This window comes from Intrasporangium sp. DVR (genome assembly GCF_040365325.1).
Taxonomy (GTDB): domain Bacteria; phylum Actinomycetota; class Actinomycetes; order Actinomycetales; family Dermatophilaceae; genus Intrasporangium.
In genome coordinates this window covers 24,613-42,160 of the sequence record NZ_BAABZW010000001.1, presented here as the reverse complement: position 1 = coordinate 42,160, position 17,548 = coordinate 24,613, and the positions used below count along the sequence as shown (strand labels likewise).

Genomic DNA, 17,548 nt, shown 5'->3' with positions numbered 1-17,548 from the left:
GATATGTCGTGGAACACCCTTTTGCCGTTCTGGCCCCGCTTCGCTCCCTCGCGAGTAGCGTCGGTTCGAGTGGGTGCCTCGAAGGCAGTGCGCCCATGACAAGGGGAAGGAAGACCATGCGAGAACGTACGCGTGCACGCCGAGCCATCTCAGGCACGACGGTCGGCGTCCTGGCTGCGGCCGGCCTCGGTCTGGCGGCGCCGCTGGCCGGGGCCGCGACCGTCGTCGACAAGGTCCGCGCCAGCGACATCGTCGCCTGGGACGTCACGAGCAACGAGCCGGCGCCGACCGGCTGGTTCGCGCAGGACGACGACCAGATCGGCGCCGGGTCCTACGAGCTCGTCGAAGGCTCCGACGGCAGCGACGGCGACGGGACCCTCCGGCTCGTCGCCCCGACCGGTGCGGACAAGGCAACGGTGAAGAAGGCCACCGCAGCGGGCACAAAGCTCGCGGATGTCACCGCCGGTGGCTACCGCGTCCGCACGACCACCGGCGCGGCACCGAGCTACCAGCTCGTCATCGACTGCAACGGCGGCACGCTGGCCGACGGCGGCTTCGCCACCTTGAACCACATCCCGACGCAGGTCCCGGCCGACGGCTGGAAGACCTGGGACACCGTCGACGGCGGCCAGGCGACGTACTGGGCGACGCGGTACATCCTCTCGGACGGCACGACGAGCAACACCGTCCCCGCCCCCGGTGGGCCGACCGTCGTCATCAACCGCTGGGAGAGCAAGCCGCTGGCGGACTTCCAGGCTGCCTGCGCCACTGGACTGGCCCTGACCTACGGAGTGAGCGTCGGCCGCGACGAGGCTCATGACGCCGAGGTCGACCACGTCGTCCTCAACGACTCGGAGACCAACTTCCAGCGGGTCATGATCGACCGCTTCGCCGGTGCGGACCGGGTCGCGACGGCCGTGGAGGCGTCCCAGGGCCTCTGGGCGGACCAGGCGGCGAGCTCGGCCGCCATCGCCACGGCCGCCACCTTCGCCGACGGTCTTGCGGGTGGTCCGCTCGCCGTCGCCGCCGGAGGACCTCTCCTCCTCAACAACGCCTCGTTCCTCGACGGCCGGGTCTCGGACGAGCTGGAGCGCGTCCTCGCGCCCGGCTCGCGGGTCTACGTCCTCGGCGGGACGGCTGCCCTGAGCTCGGACGTCTCCTCTGCCATCAGCTCGCTCGGCTTCACGGTCGTGCGCCTCGCCGGTGCGGACCGTTACGCGACCGCGGTGGAGATCGCGGACGAGCTCGGCACTCCGGACGCCATCTTCCTCACGTCGGGCACGAACTTCCCCGACGCCCTGAGCGCCAGCCCGGCAGCGGTCCGCGAGGTCGGCGTCCTGCTGCTGACTCGGGACACGTCGATGACGTCCGCGACCGCCGCGTACCTCGCCGACCACCCAACCGCGACGCGCTACGCGATCGGAGGCCCCGCAGCGACGGCCGCAGGACCACTCGTGCTGCCCGCGAACCGGCTCGTCGGCATCAACCGGTTCGACACGGCCGTCCGCACCGCCCAGAGGTTCTTCGACGGCAATGACGTCGTCACGTTCGCGTCCGGCCGCGCCTTCCCCGATGCCCTCGGCGGCGGTGCGTTCGCCGGGACGGTCGACGCGCCGATGCTGCTCGTGGACACGACCGCGGTTCCGGGCGTGCTGGCCACGTACCTCGAGGACCAGCGGCTCGCCATCGAGGTCGGTGCGCTCTTCGGCGGCCCGGTTGCGGTCTCGGCCGACGTGGCCGACGCCCTCACCGGCATCCTCAACTGAAGGTCCCCACCTCCGGTCACGACAGCCATGCCGGCCGGCCCCCTCGGGTCGGCCGGCACGGCTGTGCCGCGATCACGCCGGCCCGAGCATGAACCACACGGTCATCCCGCCGGCGTCCAGCTCCGAGCCCCACCTGGTCGCCACCGCGTCCACCAGCCGCAGTCCGCGGCCGTGCACGGCCAGGGGGTCCGCGGTGGCGCTGCGCAGGCCGGCGACCACGCTGGAGCCGGCGTCGCGAACGGTCGTCGTGAGGACGCCGCGGTCGAGCACGACCCGAACCTGGCAGCCGGAACCGCAGTGAATGATGGCGTTGGTGACCAGCTCGCTCAGGCACAGGACGGCGTCGTCGACGGTGTCGTCGTCAACACCCCAGCCCGACAGCGTGCGCCGGACGTGGTGGCGGGCCGGGGCGACCGCCCGTGGGTCCGCGGTGACGGAGAACGTGGCCGCGAGCGCGCCGGATGGCACCGGCGCGTCGTCGAGGGACCTGCTGGCGTGGGTCGTCGCGCGCTGCACCCGGCGCAGGTCGGCGCCCAGTCTGTCCGCGAGAGCCTCCAGCTCGGTGAGCCGTGGGCGGTCGAAGCGCTGGGGTGTGTCGTAGAAGAGCGCGTATCCGCCCTGGATGTGGCCCGCGGCGAGAATCGGCACGGACGCGAGCGCACGGGTCGTCGGGCTCTGGCGGCCGATGAACTCCGGGTAGCGGCCGGCGAGGTCGTCCAGCGAGCCGGCCACCGCCTCCCCGGTGCGCACGGAGTGGTTCAGCGGGACGTCCTCGTAGGCGTCGACCTCGCACCAGTCGACGCGGCGTTCGTTGTCGCGGTCGCTCGCGCTGAAGAGCAGCCGACGTCCCCCACCTTCGGCGAGGGCCAGCCCCACCCGGTGGACACCCGGGACCTGACCGAGCCGCGCGAGCGCCGACCGCACCCACGTGTCCGCGTCAGGGACGGGTCTGCTCACGACCATCCCCGCACCTCGTCAGGATAGGTCGGGGTGCGCCGCGTTGAGAGCCCCAGCAGTCACCGACCCCGAACGGGTCAGGCGCCCACCGACTCGTGCAGCGCCGTCTTCGCCCCGACCATCGCCGGTCCGTACCACGTCAGGAGTCGCCCGCTGCAGAGCGCGGTGCGGGCGCGGGTGAAGGCCTCGGGTCCGTCATCCGGGGTGAACACGTAGGGCTCGTCGGGAAGGAGGACGACATCGATGTCGTCCCGGTCGAGGTCCGCGAGGTCGACGTGCGGGTAGCGCTCGGAATGCCGGCCGAAGACGTTGCGCCACCCGAGACGCGCGACGACGTCACCGGTGAAGGTGCTGCTGCCCACGACCATCCACGGGTCCCGCCAGATCGCCACCGCAACGTCCACGCTCGGCTCGGGGACCGGGCCGTCCCATTCGTCGCGAGCCGCGTGCAACCAGTCAGGGACCCCGGCGTCGAGCACGCGCCCGAAGAGCCGCTCCAGCGAGTCGAGGGCGCCGGGCACGGTGACGACGTCGGTGACGTAGACGGGGATCCCGTGCTCGCGCAGCCGCCTGACGTCGAGCTCCCGGTTCTCCTCCTTGTTGGCGACGACGAGGTCGGGCGCCAGCTCCCGGATGGCCCGGAGGTCCGGGTTCTTCGTGCCCCGCACGCGGCGCACGGCGAGGTCCGCCGGGTGGGTGCACCAGTCGGTCGCCCCGACGAGCAGGTCGGGGCAGGTCGCAGCGATGGCCTCGGTGATGGAGGGGACGAGCGACACGACGCGCCTCGGGCTGGGAGCGAGCTCAGCGGCATACCCGAGGTCGTCGACGACAGGAGAGCTCACCAGGGCTGCCTTTCGGAGGCACTCAGACGTTGCGGCGGTACTGGCCGCCCACCTCGAAGAAGGCCTCGGTCACCTGCTGCAGCGAGCACACCCGAGCCGCGCGCATCAGGACGTCGAAGACGTTGCCGCCCTCGATGGCGACCTGCTTGAGCTCCTCGAGCGCGGCCGTCGCCTCGTCAGCGTGCTCCTGCTGGAAGGCGCGGACGCGGGCGAGCTGGCTCTGCTTCTCCTCCTCGGTGCCGCGGGCGAGCTCGATCGTCTTCGGCTCCTCGTCGTCGGCGTGCGGGTGACGGAAGGTGTTGACGCCGATGATCGGCAGGCTGCCGTCGTGCTTGCGGTGCTCGTAGAGCATCGACTCGTCCTGGATCCGGCCGCGCTGGTAGCCCGTCTCCATCGCGCCCAGCACGCCTCCGCGCTCGGTGATCTTGTCGAACTCGCGCAGCACCGCCGCCTCGACGAGGTCGGTCAGCTCGTCGACGATGAACGAGCCCTGGAGCGGGTTCTCGTTGACGGCCAGACCCCACTCCCTGTTGATGATGAGCTGGATGGCCAGCGCACGGCGCACCGAGTCCTCGGTCGGCGTCGTGACCGCCTCGTCGTAGGCGTTGGTGTGCAGGGAGTTCGCGTTGTCGTAGATGGCACAGAGCGCCTGGAGCGTCGTGCGGATGTCGTTGAACTGCATCTCCTGTGCGTGCAGCGACCGTCCCGATGTCTGGACGTGGTACTTGAGCTTCTGCGAGCGCTCGTTGGCGCCGTACTTCTCCTTCATCGCGATCGCCCAGATGCGACGGGCCACCCGGCCGAGCACGGTGTACTCGGGGTCCATCCCGTTGCTGAAGAAGAAGGAGAGGTTGGGCGCGAACTCGTCGACGTGCATGCCACGGGCGAGATAGCTCTCGACGTAGGTGAAGCCGTTGGCGAGGGTGAAGGCGAGCTGGCTGATGGGGTTCGCGCCGGCCTCGGCGATGTGGTACCCGGAGATCGACACCGAGTAGAAGTTGCGGACCTTGTGCTCGATGAACCACTGCTGGATGTCGGCCATCATCTTCAGCGAGAACTCGGTGCTGAAGATGCAGGTGTTCTGGCCCTGGTCCTCCTTGAGGATGTCGGCCTGCACGGTGCCGCGGACGTTGGCCAGGGCGAAGTCACGGATCTCCTCCGCCTCGGCGCCGGTGGGCTCTCGTCCCTCCCGCTCCCGGAACCGGTCGAGCTGCTGGTCGATCGCGGTGTTGAGGAAGAACGCGAGGATCGTCGGCGCGGGGCCGTTGATCGTCATCGACACCGACGTGGTCGGGGACACGAGGTCGAACCCGTCGTAGAGCGCCTTCATGTCGTCGAGCGTCGCGATCGACACACCCGAGGTGCCGACCTTGCCGTAGACGTCGGGACGCGGGTCGGGGTCGCGACCGTAGAGCGTCACCGAGTCGAACGCGGTGGACAGGCGGGTCGCCGGCTGGCCCTCGGAGAGCAGCTTGAAGCGCCGGTTGGTGCGGAACGGGTCGCCTTCTCCGGCGAACATCCGCGCCGGGTCCTCGCCCTCGCGCTTGAACGGGAACACCCCCGCGGTGAAGGGGTAGTAGCCGGGGAGGTTCTCGCGACGGAGGAAGGAGACGAGCTCGCCGTGGTCGGTGTAGCGCGGCAGGGCGACACGCGGGATCTTGTTGCCGGACAGCGACTCCCGGGTCAGGACGTTGCGGATCTCCTTGTCGCGGATCTTGATGACCTGCTCGTCGCCCGAGTAGGCCTCGACGATCTCGGGCCAGCCCGTGAGCTGGTCGACGACCTCGGCGGGAAGCTCGGCGCGGGCGGTCTCGAGCAGCTGCTCGACCGGCGCCGCCTCCGACCCGGCTTCGGAGAGCTCGTCCCGCACGGCCTCGAGCCGCTGGACCCGCGAGGCCAGAGCGGCGTACTCCTCGGTGGCGGAGTGGTAGTCGCGGACGGTCTCGCTGATCTCCGCGAGGTAGCGCACCCGCGAGGAGGGCACGACGGTGGCGATCCGGGTCGACTGCTTGGTCGAGACGGCGGGAAGAGCGCCCTCCTCGACCGCCATGCCCTTGTCGGCGAGCAGGCCCCGCAGCTCCTGGTAGAGCGCGGTGACCCCGTCGTCGTTGAACGTCGCTGCGCTCGTCCCGAACACCGGCATGTCCCCCGGCCCCTTGCCGAAGGCCTCGCGGTTGCGGACCAGCTGGCGGCCGACGTCCCGCAGGGCGTCCTCGGCCCCGCGCCGCTCGAACTTGTTGATCGCCACGACGTCGGCCCGGTCGAGCATGTCGATCTTCTCGAGCTGGCTGCTGGCGCCGAACTCGGGCGTCATGACGTAGAGGGACACGTCAGCGAACTCCACGATGGCCGCGTCACCCTGGCCGATGCCCGGCGTCTCGAGGATGACGAGGTCGAAGCCGGCGGACTTGGTGATGGCCAGGACGTCCTCGAGGTTGGCTGGGACCTGGCTGTGGCCGCGCGTCGCGAGGCTGCGGAAGAAGGCGCGGTCGCCGTCGAGGGACGACATCCGGATGCGGTCTCCGAGCAGCGCGCCCCCGCCGCGACTGCGGGTCGGGTCGATGGCGAGGATGGCGACGCGCAGCTTGTCCTGCTGGTCGAGGCGGAGCCGGCGGACCAGCTCGTCGGTGAGTGAGCTCTTGCCCGACCCGCCGGTGCCGGTGATGCCGAGCACGGGGACCTGACGGCGGGAGGCGGCCTGGCGGATCGCCTCGAGCGTGGCCGAGTCCAGGTCGCCCTCCTGGGCGCCGGTGATGGCCCGCGCGACGGCGGCCCGATCTCCCGCGAGCACCGCGTCGAGGCTCGCCTGGCGCACGTCCCACGGGTCGAAGTCGCAGTCCTTGATGACGGTGTTGATCATGCCGGCGAGGCCCAGGCGCTGGCCGTCCTCGGGGCTGAAGATCGTCACGCCGGAGGCGCGCAGCCGGGCGATCTCCTCGGGCACGATGACGCCGCCGCCACCGCCGACGACCTTGATGTGCTCCGCGCCGTTCTCCTTGAGCAGCTCGACGAGGTACTCGAAGTACTCGACGTGCCCACCCTGGTAGGACGAGACGGCGACGCCCTGCACGTCCTCCTCGATCGCCGCGTCGACGACCTCCTGGACGGAGCGGTTGTGACCGAGGTGGATGACCTCGGCGCCCTGGCTCTGCATGATCCGCCGCATGATGTTGATCGATGCGTCGTGACCGTCGAAGAGGCTCGACGCGGTGACGATGCGGACGTGGTGAGCCGGCTGGTGCAGCTCGGGCTTCTGGTTGCTCACGAGGGGCCTCCGGGCGGGTGTGGCGGTGCGCGGTGCGCACTGACAGAAAAATAGTAGGACTTCCAACTAATGGACGTCAACGCGTCGGCCGTCCTACGATGTCGGCATGACCGGTGACGGCACGCGCGGCCTCGAGTTCGACCCGATCGACCAGGCCCGTACCCAATGGGTCGAGTCAGGCTGGGCCGACGCTGCCGACGGGATGGCCGCCGTCACCTCCCTGATGCGTGCGCACCAGATCGTCCTGGCGCGCGTCGAGGCCACCCTCAAGCCGCTCGGGGTGACCTTTGCCCGCTACGAGGTGCTCATGCTGCTGTGGTTCAGCAAGCGCGGATCCCTCCCGATGAAGATCATCGGCTCGCGCCTGCAGGTCCATCCCACGAGCGTGACCAATGCCGTCGACCGCCTCGAGGACGCCGGGCTCGTCACCCGTTCGACCCACCCGGACGACCGCCGCGCCTACCTCGTCGCCCTGACTCCCGCCGGTCGTGAGCTCGCGGAGCGGGCGACGAAGGCCCTCAACACGGAGGTCTTCGAGCAGCCGGGTCTGCCGTCCCGGGACCTCGGCACGCTCGTCGACGTGCTGACCCGCCTCAGGCGCGGCGCCGGCGACTTCTAGGCTTCCCGACCGACAGAGCCTTCCGTATGCCGCTGGGCTCGCCCCCACGGAGACGCGTCCCCAGGTGGGCGGCGGGGCGGGTCGCCGCCGAGCCGGCCCAGCGGCATCGGACACGTGCTGTGCCCGCTCACTCGGCCTCGGGACGGGTGCGGGGAAGGCGGACCCGGAACACGGTCCGTCCCGGCGTGCTCTCCACCGAGATGTCTCCTCCGTGCCGGTCGACGACGATCCGGCGCGCGATGTCGAGGCCGAGGCCGGTGCCGCTGCCGACCTGCTTGGTGGTGTAGAACGCCTCGAAGGCGCGCTCCGCCACGTCGGCGGCCATCCCCTCGCCGGTGTCGGAGATCTCGACCAGCAGCCCGTCGCCGTCCGCTCGGGTGCAGATGCCCAGCGTGCCCGAGCCACCCATCGCGTCGACCGCGTTGTCGATGAGGTTGGTCCACACCTGGTTGAGCTCGCCGGGATGCGCATCCACCTCCGGCACCGCGTCGCCGTAGTCACGGACCACCGCGATGCCGTCTCCCTCGCGCAGTCGCGGTCCCAGGACGACGAGAGTGCTCTCCAGCCCGTCGCGGACGTCCACCTGCTGACGACTGGCGCGGTCCATCTGTGTGTAGGAGCGGACCGCCGCGACGATCCCGGAGACGCGGCGCGTGGACTCCTGCATCTCCTCGAGCAGCGACGACACCGACACCGTGCTCGCGACCCACGCGAGCCCGGACCCGAGGGAGTCGGCCCCGAGGATGTCGAGCGCCCGCTCGCACCAGGACTCGTCGGCACCGGACGACGCGAGGGACGCGGCCACCTCCCAGGACCGCGCGACGGCGTGGTCCTCGAGCCAGGCCGTCAGCTCCTCCTCCACGTCGGCGAGCGTGACGGCGTCGTGCGGTGGCCGTGGGGCGGACAGGTCGCGGCGCAGCCCGTCCAGCTCGAGGAACTGCTCGGGACTGAGGTGGTGGGCGAGGCCCCGGATCGAGTCGATGAGCCGGGGCAGCTCCCCCGAGAGCACCTCGGCCGCCCGCGCGGCCGCCGAGGCGGGGTTGTTCAGCTCGTGGGCGAGCCCGGCCGAGAGCGTGCCGAGGGTGATGAGGGAGCCGCGCTGGCGGGCCATCGACTCGATCGACCGCGCGGTGACCATGATCCCCTCGATCAGGCGGCCGCCCAGGGGAAACCAGGCCTGGGTGAGGTCACGCAGGTCGGGCGCCGAGACGCGCAGGAGACGACCGGCGGCGACGACCTGCCCGGTGGCCAGGTAGACGCCCGCCTCGTCCCACGCCCGGAAACCACCCGCCCACTGGCCGGGGCTGCGCATGTGGCTGACGACGACCCGCTCGTGGCCGACCCGCCTGGTGAGCTCGACCTCTCCCTCGAGCAGGACCCACCAGTGGTCGGCGTGCTCCCCCTCGCGCCAGACGACGGCGCCGGCCCCGATGGGCACGTCCTCGGCGGCGGCCACCAGCTGGGACAGCTGGGTGTCGCCCAAGCCCTCGAAGATGGGCAGGTGGCGCAGCTCGGCGCTGGTCGCCAACTCAGGCTCCTAGATCGTCGCGAGGTAGCGGTGGACGAGGTGCACGGCCATGGCGCCCTCGCCGACGGCCGACGCAACCCGCTTCATCGAGTCGAGGCGCGCGTCGCCGGCGGCGAAGACGCCCGGGACGCTCGTCTCGAGGGCGAGGGGGGCGCGTTCGAGCGGCCACGGACGGGCCCGGTCGACGAACCTCGCACTCGTGAGGTCGGCGCCCGTGACGATGAACCCGGCCGGGTCACGGACGAGGTCGTCCCCGAGCCAGTCGGTCCGGGGGGAGGCGCCGATGAAGATGAAGAGCCAGTTCGTGTCGACGTCCTCCGTGACGCCCGTGTCCCGGTCGGTCAGGCTCAGCCCCTCGAGGTGGCCGTCGCCGCGCGCGGCCGCGACCTCGGTGTGGAAGCGCACCGTGACGTTCGGGGCCTGCTCGATCCGCTCGATGAGGTAGCGCGACATGCTCTCCGCGAGCGAGCCGGAACGCACGAGGAGGATGACCTGCTTGGCGAACCGCGCCAGGTTGAGTGCGGCCTGGCCGGCGGAGTTGGCGGCACCCACGACGTAGACGTCCTCGCCCTCGCACTGGCTCGCCTCGCTCGCCGTCGCACCGTAGTAGACGCCGCGACCGGTGAAGGCATCGAGCCCCGGAGCCTGCAGCTGCCGGTAGGAGACGCCCGTCGCGACGACCAGTGCGCGCGCCTCGATGTCGTCGGAGCCGTCGACGAGGACCGCCTGCACCAAGCCTCGGGTCTGGCGGCCGACGACGTCGCGGGCCACGACCATCTCCGCACCGAAGCGGACCACCTGCGCCACGGCTCGCTGCGCGAGGTCCGACCCGGTGAGGCCGCGTGGGAAGCCGAGGTAGTTCTCGATCGACGCACTCTGCCCCGCCTGGCCCCCAGGCGCCTCGCGCTCGACGATCACCGTGTCGAGCCCCTCGGATGCCGCGTAGACGGCCGCGGCGAGACCGGCAGGCCCGCCCCCGATGATGCACACGTCGTAGAGCGGGCGCTCGGCGCGCGTCCGCAGGCCGAGCAGCGTGGCGAGGGCGACGGTCGAGGGCGACCGGAGCGGGTCATGGCCGGGCGCCAGGACGATCGGCAGGTCGGAGTCGGCGACGCCGGAGATCGCGACGAGGCGCTCCGCCTCCGCGTCCCGCTCCACGTCGTACCAGCGGTAGGGCACGTGGTTGCGGGCGAGGAAGGTCTTGATCTCGTGGCTGCGGTCCGACCAGCGGTGCCCCACGACGCGGACGTCGGCGGAGTGGTCCGGGTGCTGCCGCAGCCAGTCGCCGAGCAGGTCGTCGATGACGGGGTAGAGCCGCTCCTCGGGGGGGTCCCACGGTTTGAGCAGGTAGTAGTCGAGGCCGATGTCGTTGATCGCCCGGATCGCCACGTCCGTGTCGGCGTACGCCGTCAGGAGCAGCCGTTTCGCCTCGGGGGCGTGCGTCCTTGCCTGATCGAGCAGCTCGATGCCGGTCAGGCCAGGCATGCGCTGGTCAGAGGCGATGAGCGCGACGGGCTGGCCGCGCAGCGCGAGGGTGGTCAGCACGTCGAGGGCCTCGCCGCCGGACGTCGTCCGGATGACCCGGTAGGAGTCGGCGTACCGGCTGCGCAGGTCGCGGGTGATGGCAGCCGAGACCGCGACGTCGTCGTCGACGGTCAGGATGGCAGGTTTGGACATCCACCCTCCCCAGATCCGCCCCCGGACCCGATGTCGGGTGACGCGTGGAGGGGGCCGATGTTGCGGTCAGCGTAGTTCGGAAGCCGCGCGTCGTCCGGAGAACGGGGAACCACGCGCTCACGCGGATGCCGTATGCCGCTGGGCCGGGTCAGCGATCCCGCCTCGCCGGGCCGTCGGCGGTGACCGGGAAGAGCTCGGGCTCGCGGAAGCGGTGGTCCGCGAAGGCTGTGGTCACCGCCTGGCTCACCCGCTCGACGAGCGACGCGGGCACGATGGCGATGGCCGAGCCGCCGAAGCCGCCTCCGGTCATCCGGGCCGCGAGCGCGCCGAACGCACGGGCGGTCTCCACTGCGGTGTCGAGCTCCGGGCAGGAGATCTCGAAGTCGTCGCGCATGGAGGCGTGAGACGCGTCGAACAGGCCGGTCAGGGCTGCGAAGTCCTCCCGCTCCAGCGCGTCGACGGTCTGGGTGACGCGCTCGATCTCCGAGACGACGTGGCGCACGCGCCGGCGCAGGACCTCGCTGGCCAGTCTCGGCAGGACACGGTCGAGGTCGCCCGGCTGAACGGCGCGCAGGGAGGGCACACCGAGCTCGGCCACGGCGGCCCGGCACTCCTCGCGCCGGTTGCCGTACTGCCCATCGTCGAGGGAGTGCTCGGCGCGGGTGTTCATCACGAGCAGAGCCAGACCGTGCGCGGAGAGGTCGAAGGGAACGTGGACGGGGGCCGTGTCAGCGGGCGCACCGTCGAAGTCGAGCAGGAGGGCCTCGTCGGCGCGGGCCAGGAGCGCCGCCGACTGGTCCATCCCACCGGTGGGCGCCCCGGCCACGTCGTTCTCGGCGCGGACGCAGATCTGGGCCAGGGCGCGACGACCCTCCTCGCCGTCGTAGCCGTCCAGACCGAAGAGGTCGACCGCCGCCACGGCCACGGCACACTCGAGTGCGGCGGAGCTCGACAGCCCCGACCCGATGGGCACCCGCCCGTCCACGACGACGTCGAGACCACCGACCTCGTGCCCGGCCTGCTCGAGCGCCCAGAGGACGCCGACCGCATAGGCGGCCCATCCCCCGCGGTTGCCCTCGAGCAGTCCGTCGAGCGCGATCGTGCGCTCCCCCGGCACCTGCCGGGACACGATGCGCAACCGCCGGTCGGCCCGCGGGGCGGCGGCGACCCAGGCACGGCGCGGGATCGCCAGCGGCAGGCACAGGCCGTGGTTGTAGTCGGTGTGCTCGCCGATGAGGTTGACCCGGCCAGGGGCCGACCAGACGCCGCTCGGCTTCCCGCCGAAGGCGCCTCGGAAGGCGCTCACCAGTGCGGTGGGGATGGCGCGCGGCTGGCTGTCGCTCATGCGTCGCCCAGCTCACGCAGTCGCGCCGCCACCGACTCGGGGGTCACGTCCGTGACCCAGCCGCCCACGCCGGACTCGGAGCCCGCGAGGTACTTCAGCTTGCCGGGGGCGCGCAGGATGGAGGTGATCTGCATGCTGAGCCGCCAGTCGTCCCGGCCCTCGTGCACCGGCGCCTGGTGCCAGCCGGCGATGTAGGGCAGCGGGATCGGGGTCGGGGCTGCGTGGAAGCGGTCGAGCCTGCGAAGGAGCTGCGGATAGACGCGGGAGAGGTCCGCCCGCTCGTCGTCGATGAGGGACGGCAGGTCAGGGACGGACCGGTTGGGCACGAGGTGCACCTCGACCGGCCAGCGGGAGGCGAACGGCGCGTAGGCAGTCCAATGGTCGGTCTCGAGGACCACTCTCGAACCGGCTGCCCGCTCGGCGGCGAGGAGGTCGGAGCCCAGCAGCCGACCAGTCGCCTGCCGGTGGGCGCGGGCCCGCTCCAGCATCGCGCGGCTGCGGGCCGGCACGTAGGGGTAGGCGTAGATCTGCCCGTGCGGATGGTGCAGGGTGACGCCGATCTCCGGACCGCGGTTCTCGAAGCAGAAGACGTACTCGACCCCGGGCAGGCTGCTCAGCGCGGTGGTCCGGTCGACCCACGCGTCGAGCACGGTCGCAACCCGGGCGGGCGGAAGCTGCGCGAACTGGCCGGTGTGCTCGCTCGTGAAGCACACGACCTCGCAGCGGCCCCGGGCCGGCGCCGTCGCGAAGAGCGGCTCGGGAACCGTCGCCGCGATGTCCGGCGCGCCCTCCGAGAAGCTCGGGAACCGGTTCTCGAAGACGACGACGTCGTAGTCGGGCTCGGGCACCTCGCTCGGCACGGAACCCCGTCCGGTGGGGCAGAGCGGGCACTCGTCCGGCGGCGGGAGGAAGGTCCGGTTCTGGCGGTGGCTGGCGACGGCGACCCACTCCCCCGTCAGGGCGTCGAAGCGCATCTCCCCGGCCTCGGCGCGGGTCCCCAACGGCCGCTCGTCCGGGCGGGGCGAGCGGACCTCGGTGACATCGTCGAAGTAGATGATCTCGCGGCCGTCCGCCAGCCTCGCACTCGTGCGCCGCACCTCGTGCGCCAACCCGATCCCTCGTTCCACCACCGTCCAGCCACTCCACCGTCATGTCGGCGTCCCCGCGCGGGCTGGTCGAGGCACCGGGACGCAGGGCCAGTCTGTCGGACGTGAGCCCGGTCACAACGAGCGGGTCAACGGGTGGAACGCGAGTCCGCCGCTCGCGCGACGAGGAGCCGCCCGCGGACCCGTCCCGACTCGACGAGGTCGCCCATCCTGCGTTCGTGCTCCTTGACCGTGGCGTGCCGCTGGTCGTGGCCATGGGCTCGCTCGACCGCGGCGTCGACCTCGTCCTCGAGTCGCTGCCACTCGTCATCTGGAGCGGGCAGGTCGTCGGTCCACGCCTCGTCGACCACGGTGAAGCCGGCCGCTGCCAGCAGCCCGGCCAGCTCGTCGCCGTTCGGGAACGCATTGCCCCACGGCACGCGGAACGACTCGTGCGTGGCCAGGACGACGAGGAGCCCGAGCCGGGCCCCGGGGCGCAGGACGCGCCGCAGCTCGGCGAGCCACGCTGCCTTCTCGTCGGTCGTGCAGAGCGTGCCGAGGGACCACGCGAACCCGAAGGACTCTGCGGGAAGCGGCAGCCGAGCACCCTCGGCCACGAGGGCGGGGAGGCTGAAGAGCCGGGCAGCAGCCGCAGCAGCCTGGCCCATCGGCTCCAGGCACACCGGACGGACGCCGGTCCGCGAGCGCGCGTATGCGGCCGGTCCGCCGAGACCGGCTCCCACGTCGAGCAACGGATCGCCGGGAGCGGGACCGAGGCGGGCGAGCAGCCAGTCGAGGCCGGACGGGCGGCCGCTGCCCCGGCAGGCTGCGGGGATCGCATGGTCGTGGCCGAGCCCGGTCACCGCCTCCCACGTCCAGGCTGCCATCGTGCCGAACTCGTCCTGCATCTCCTCGTCGACGACCATGCCCCACTCGTACCCGAACCCACGGCGTTCGCGGTCGTGCACCGGGCGGCGCCCCACGTGACCTGCGCTCACGCGGGCTTGCGCCACACCGAGACGTGACTCTCGCTCTCACTCGTGAACGGTGCGCCCTGCCAGTCGGCGGTGCGACTCTCCAGCGCCAGACCCGCGAGCTCGGCCATGAGGTCGCACTCCGCGGGCCAGATGTAGCGGAAGTTGCTGGCGCCGTAGGTCACCGTTCCGTCCGGTTCTCGGCGGAAGTGGTGCGACGTCCCCTGCTGCGTGGTCAGGTCGTACGTGTCGAAGCCGACATGGCGCCTGCCGACGTGGAAGGGCACCGCGGACTGCCCGGGTGGGAAGCGCCGGATCGCCGGAACCCACAGCTCCACGACGAAGCGCCCACCCGGCTCCAGGTGCCGGGCGGCGTTGCGGAAGCAGGCGACCTGCTCGGCCTGCGTGCGCAGGTTGCCGATGCTGTTCCACACGACGTAGACGAGCGAGTACGTCCCCGGCGCCGCGCTCGTGGCCATGTCGCCGACGACGACGGGAAGGTCCGCCCGCTTCTCATGGAGCCGGTCGACCATGGGCTGGGACAGCTCGATCCCCACGACCCGAATCCCCTTTTCCACCAACGGAATCGCCACGCGGCCGGTGCCGACTGCGAACTCCAGTGCCGGCCCGTCCGCGGCCAGCCGGGCCAGGGTGTCGACCGCCGGCCCGAGCACGGCCGGCTCGAACATGAACGCCGACCGCTCGTCGTAGTGCCGGGCCGCCGCGGTGTCCCAGTAGTCGCTGCTGGTCATGAGGCGAGCCTCCATGAAGGGAGGGGCCCGCGCCATCGATTAACGGCCGCGTCAGCCCCGCAGCAGGCGGCGCAGGTCGGTCGCCGGGTCGCCGAGCGCACCGGGATCGACCCGGATGGAGCGGTCGATGAGGCGCCGTGCGGCGCGGACCGCCTTGGCATCCTCGACCGACACCGCACCCACCACCACCCCGTCGCGGATCGCGAACGCCGAGAACGGCGGCTCGCCCAGCTCGCCCCTGACGACGAGGTGGCCGCCTGACAGGTCGCCGACGACCTCGACGTGGAGACCATGGCGATCGGTCCAGAACCAGCTCGCCGTGGGAGCCGGTTGCGGGGCCCCGAGGATCGTCGCGGCGGCCCGCTCACCGTCGAGTCGGGCGGCTTCCCAGTGCTCCGCACGAGGCTGGCTGACGCCGTCGCGCCGCACCTCCGTGGCGTCCCCGATGGCCAGGACGGCGGGGTTGGAGGTCACCTGCCCCTCGTCGACGACGATCCCCCGGCCGGTGTCGAGTCCTGCCGCAGCCCCGAGTGACGTCTCCGGCACCATGCCGACGGCGAGCACCACCCGCTCGGCCACGACGTCGGTCGAGCCGCCGGTGAGCCGCGCCCGGATGCCGTCGCCGACGGGGTCGAGCCGGTCGAGGCCGGCCCCGAGCACGCGCACACCGCGAGCGCGGTGGAGCTCGTGGAGCCAGCGCGCGACGGGCTCGCCGAAGACCGACGCCAGGGGCGGGGACACGGGCTCGACGAGGGTGACCTCAGCGCCGAGCCCGTGGAGTGTCGAGCTGACCTCTGCGCCGACCAGGCCCGCACCGATGACGAGGACCCGGGTCCCCGACGACACCACGGACCGGAGCCGGTCGGCGTCATCGACGGTCCGCAGCACGTGCACCCGGTCACTGTCCGCTCCCGGCATCGGGGGTCGGGCGGCCTGCCCGCCGGTTGCGAGCACGACCCGGTCAGCACCGATCGTGGCGCCGCCGTCCGTCTCGACGACGCCCTCGCCCGGGCGGAGTGCCGTCACGCGCGTCCCTGAGAGGAGTCGGACGTCGTGCTCGGCGTACCACTCCCGCTGTTCCAACGCGATGTCGTCACGGCTGCGGATGCCGGCGAGGTACTCCTTGCTGAGTGGCGGCCGGTCGACTGGGAACTGCGCGTCGTCCACCAGGACCAGCTCGCCGTCGTAACCCCGTGCCCGCAGTGCCGACGCGGCGCTGACGCCACCGATGCCACCACCGACGATGACGACCTTCCGTGCAGCGTCCATGCCCAGTGAGGCTACCCACCCAGCACCCACGCAGGCGCGTCGCCCGGGAACGCAACCCAGCGGCATACGGCCCGGGAGACCGTGCCGTAGGGGTCAGTGGCGCGGCGGACGCTTTCGGTCGCTGTCGTGCAGCTCCGGGTGGACGTCCACCGGGAGCTCCGGGAGGGCGCCCTCACCCGGCGTGGCGACGCCCCAGCCCTGGGTCGTCACGGTGTCGACCGGAGGGTTGCCGACGAGGTGCGACCGCTCGGCGCCCTCGGGGTGGTCGGCGCGGGTGCGGACCGTGTCGTCGACGTGGCGGTTGAGCGACTCCGTCTCGGGGCCGCCCCCCTTGCCACGGCGTGGGTTCACCATGATCAGCCCCACCACGAGCAGGACGACCATCCCGAGCATGAACAAGAGACCAATCTGATCACCCATGGCTCCTCCTGGAGACCGTGCGGATGGACCCGTCCCATCGACGGTACCCGAAAGGATCGGGGCCCAACATGATTCAGCCGGACTCAGGCCGCGCTGCGCCGCGCCTTCTCCTCGGCCTCGCGCTGCTCCCGCTCGCGCCGCGCGCGGGCGACCTTGGCCGCACGCTCGGCGGCGAGTCGAGCCGTCGGGTCGTTGGTCTCACCCAGCTGGGCCGGACCGAAGAAGGTGAGACCGAGACGCCTCAGCTGGTAGCCGATGCGGTAGCCGATGGACAGTCCCTCGTTGTCACCCTTGCCAGACATGCTGCTCACTTCCCGATGCGTTCGTCCCCCACTGATCAGTCTACGTGCGACCGTGGGCCCTCCGGCGCGCGCACACCGCCCTCACCCGGCCCAGCGCAGCGACGCGGCTGACCTGGCGCCGCGACAGGCGCTCGGATGCGTGCCGTCCAGCCGCCCTGGTGGCATGCTGAGAGGACACCCACCACTTTGAGACGGTGTGGAGGGAGGTCCTCATGGATCAGGAGCACGACCCCAAGGTCGAGATCGCCCCCATCCAGTCCCACGGTGCGCTCCGCGGGTTCATCATCGTCGGCCGGTGGCCCGAGGACACCGTCGAGTGGACACACGTCCTCCTGCTCGCGGTGCGCCTGGCCGCGGTGCCCCACATGCTTCCCAACGGGAGCACCGTCTTCCGCGTGGTCGAGGACGTCCCAGCCCACGCCCCTCAGCACTCCGTCGGGCTCGTGCTCGCCGAGGGCCAGTTCGTCGGCGACCACCCCTTGCGCCCGGGCCAGTTCGCTGATGCCCTGCCCCCGGCGCTCGCCGTGCTGCACCCCCCGTCGAGCACCGTCGCGTCCCTGCCGGAGTACGAGACCGCTTCCGGCTGCCTGCTGCTGCCGGGGCTGCCGCACCTCGGGCTGGCGCACCGAGCGGCCTGGATCGAGGCCGACCGCCGCGGCACCGTCACCCGGCTGGCGGCCGTCGACGGCATCGACCCGGACGACGACGCCGACACCGCAGCACTGTCCCTGCTGCTCGCCTCCTGAG

Annotated in this window: 15 protein-coding genes; 3 read left to right on the top strand and 12 right to left on the bottom strand. The window is 71.8% G+C overall.

What is annotated here, in order from left to right:
- Positions 1–116 precede the first annotated feature (116 nt).
- Positions 117–1,766 (top strand): cell wall-binding repeat-containing protein, encoded by a 1,650-nt coding sequence (locus ABWV20_RS00180; RefSeq protein WP_353352735.1) that lies wholly within the window; start codon positions 117–119, stop codon positions 1,764–1,766.
- Positions 1,767–1,838: 72 nt separating this feature from the next.
- Here ABWV20_RS00180 and ABWV20_RS00175 read toward each other — a convergent pair whose 3' ends face one another.
- The 3 genes from ABWV20_RS00175 to icmF form a co-directional block, all read right to left on the bottom strand.
- Positions 1,839–2,723 carry an ATP-binding protein gene (locus tag ABWV20_RS00175; protein WP_353352734.1) on the bottom strand — a complete coding sequence of 295 codons (885 nt, stop codon included), beginning with the start codon at positions 2,721–2,723 and terminating at the stop codon, positions 1,839–1,841.
- A 77-nt stretch (positions 2,724–2,800) separates the two neighbouring features.
- A complete protein-coding gene (locus tag ABWV20_RS00170; RefSeq protein WP_353352733.1) occupies positions 2,801–3,565 on the bottom strand; it encodes a helical backbone metal receptor in 765 nt (254 codons plus the stop codon).
- 22 nt (positions 3,566–3,587) lie between these two features.
- Positions 3,588–6,830, bottom strand: coding sequence for a fused isobutyryl-CoA mutase/GTPase IcmF (gene icmF, locus ABWV20_RS00165; RefSeq protein WP_353352732.1), 3,243 nt, complete (start codon positions 6,828–6,830; stop codon positions 3,588–3,590).
- Between the two features lie 106 nt (positions 6,831–6,936).
- Between icmF and ABWV20_RS00160 the strand changes: the two genes are divergently transcribed.
- On the top strand, positions 6,937–7,449 hold the full coding sequence (locus ABWV20_RS00160; RefSeq protein WP_353352731.1) for a MarR family winged helix-turn-helix transcriptional regulator: 513 nt from the start codon (positions 6,937–6,939) through the stop codon (positions 7,447–7,449).
- 127 nt (positions 7,450–7,576) lie between these two features.
- On the opposite strand, the gene ABWV20_RS00155 is transcribed toward ABWV20_RS00160, so the two are convergent.
- From ABWV20_RS00155 to ABWV20_RS00115, 9 genes are all read right to left on the bottom strand, one after another.
- On the bottom strand, positions 7,577–8,977 hold the full coding sequence (locus tag ABWV20_RS00155; protein WP_353352730.1) for a sensor histidine kinase: 1,401 nt from the start codon (positions 8,975–8,977) through the stop codon (positions 7,577–7,579).
- Between the two features lie 9 nt (positions 8,978–8,986).
- A complete protein-coding gene (locus ABWV20_RS00150) occupies positions 8,987–10,654 on the bottom strand; it encodes an FAD-dependent oxidoreductase (protein ID WP_353352729.1) in 1,668 nt (555 codons plus the stop codon).
- A gap of 148 nt (positions 10,655–10,802) precedes the next feature.
- Positions 10,803–11,999 carry a galactokinase gene (gene galK, locus ABWV20_RS00145; protein ID WP_353352728.1) on the bottom strand — a complete coding sequence of 399 codons (1,197 nt, stop codon included), beginning with the start codon at positions 11,997–11,999 and terminating at the stop codon, positions 10,803–10,805.
- Entirely contained in the window at positions 11,996–13,126 is a 1,131-nt protein-coding gene (gene galT, locus ABWV20_RS00140) for a galactose-1-phosphate uridylyltransferase (protein WP_353352727.1), read from the bottom strand. Before galT ends, galK begins: the two co-directional genes overlap by 4 nt.
- Positions 13,127–13,233: 107 nt before the next feature.
- Positions 13,234–14,082, bottom strand: a complete 849-nt coding sequence (locus ABWV20_RS00135) for a class I SAM-dependent methyltransferase (RefSeq protein ID WP_353352726.1) — start codon at positions 14,080–14,082, stop codon at positions 13,234–13,236.
- The gene (locus tag ABWV20_RS00130) at positions 14,079–14,810 is read right to left on the bottom strand and encodes a class I SAM-dependent DNA methyltransferase (RefSeq protein WP_353352725.1); all 732 of its coding nucleotides are present in this window, start codon (positions 14,808–14,810) and stop codon (positions 14,079–14,081) included. The genes ABWV20_RS00135 and ABWV20_RS00130 overlap by 4 nt, the downstream gene beginning before the upstream one ends.
- A 51-nt stretch (positions 14,811–14,861) precedes the next feature.
- The gene (locus ABWV20_RS00125) at positions 14,862–16,079 is read right to left on the bottom strand and encodes an NAD(P)/FAD-dependent oxidoreductase (RefSeq protein WP_353352724.1); all 1,218 of its coding nucleotides are present in this window, start codon (positions 16,077–16,079) and stop codon (positions 14,862–14,864) included.
- 93 nt (positions 16,080–16,172) lie between these two features.
- Positions 16,173–16,499, bottom strand: coding sequence for a hypothetical protein (locus ABWV20_RS00120; protein WP_353352723.1), 327 nt, complete (start codon positions 16,497–16,499; stop codon positions 16,173–16,175).
- A gap of 83 nt (positions 16,500–16,582) precedes the next feature.
- Positions 16,583–16,801, bottom strand: a complete 219-nt coding sequence (locus ABWV20_RS00115) for a hypothetical protein (protein ID WP_353352722.1) — start codon at positions 16,799–16,801, stop codon at positions 16,583–16,585.
- Positions 16,802–17,013: 212 nt separating this feature from the next.
- Between ABWV20_RS00115 and ABWV20_RS00110 the strand changes: the two genes are divergently transcribed.
- Positions 17,014–17,547: a peptidase gene (locus tag ABWV20_RS00110; RefSeq protein ID WP_353352721.1), complete on the top strand. Its 534-nt coding sequence runs from the start codon at positions 17,014–17,016 to the stop codon at positions 17,545–17,547.
- The last annotated feature ends 1 nt before the right edge of the window (position 17,548 follow it).

Bases quoted from the DNA above. Each gene is read 5' to 3' on its own strand.
- ABWV20_RS00180 (WP_353352735.1), top strand. From the start codon at position 117: ATGCGAGAACGTACGCGTGCACGCCGAGCCATCTCAGGCACGACGGTC.
- ABWV20_RS00160 (WP_353352731.1), top strand. From the start codon at position 6,937: ATGACCGGTGACGGCACGCGCGGCCTCGAGTTCGACCCGATCGACCAG.
- ABWV20_RS00150 (WP_353352729.1), bottom strand. From the start codon at position 10,654: ATGTCCAAACCTGCCATCCTGACCGTCGACGACGACGTCGCGGTCTCG.
- galK (WP_353352728.1), bottom strand. From the start codon at position 11,999: ATGAGCGACAGCCAGCCGCGCGCCATCCCCACCGCACTGGTGAGCGCC.
- ABWV20_RS00130 (WP_353352725.1), bottom strand. From the start codon at position 14,810: ATGACCAGCAGCGACTACTGGGACACCGCGGCGGCCCGGCACTACGAC.
- ABWV20_RS00125 (WP_353352724.1), bottom strand. From the start codon at position 16,079: ATGGACGCTGCACGGAAGGTCGTCATCGTCGGTGGTGGCATCGGTGGC.
- ABWV20_RS00120 (WP_353352723.1), bottom strand. From the start codon at position 16,499: ATGGGTGATCAGATTGGTCTCTTGTTCATGCTCGGGATGGTCGTCCTG.
- ABWV20_RS00115 (WP_353352722.1), bottom strand. From the start codon at position 16,801: ATGTCTGGCAAGGGTGACAACGAGGGACTGTCCATCGGCTACCGCATC.
- ABWV20_RS00110 (WP_353352721.1), top strand. From the start codon at position 17,014: ATGGATCAGGAGCACGACCCCAAGGTCGAGATCGCCCCCATCCAGTCC.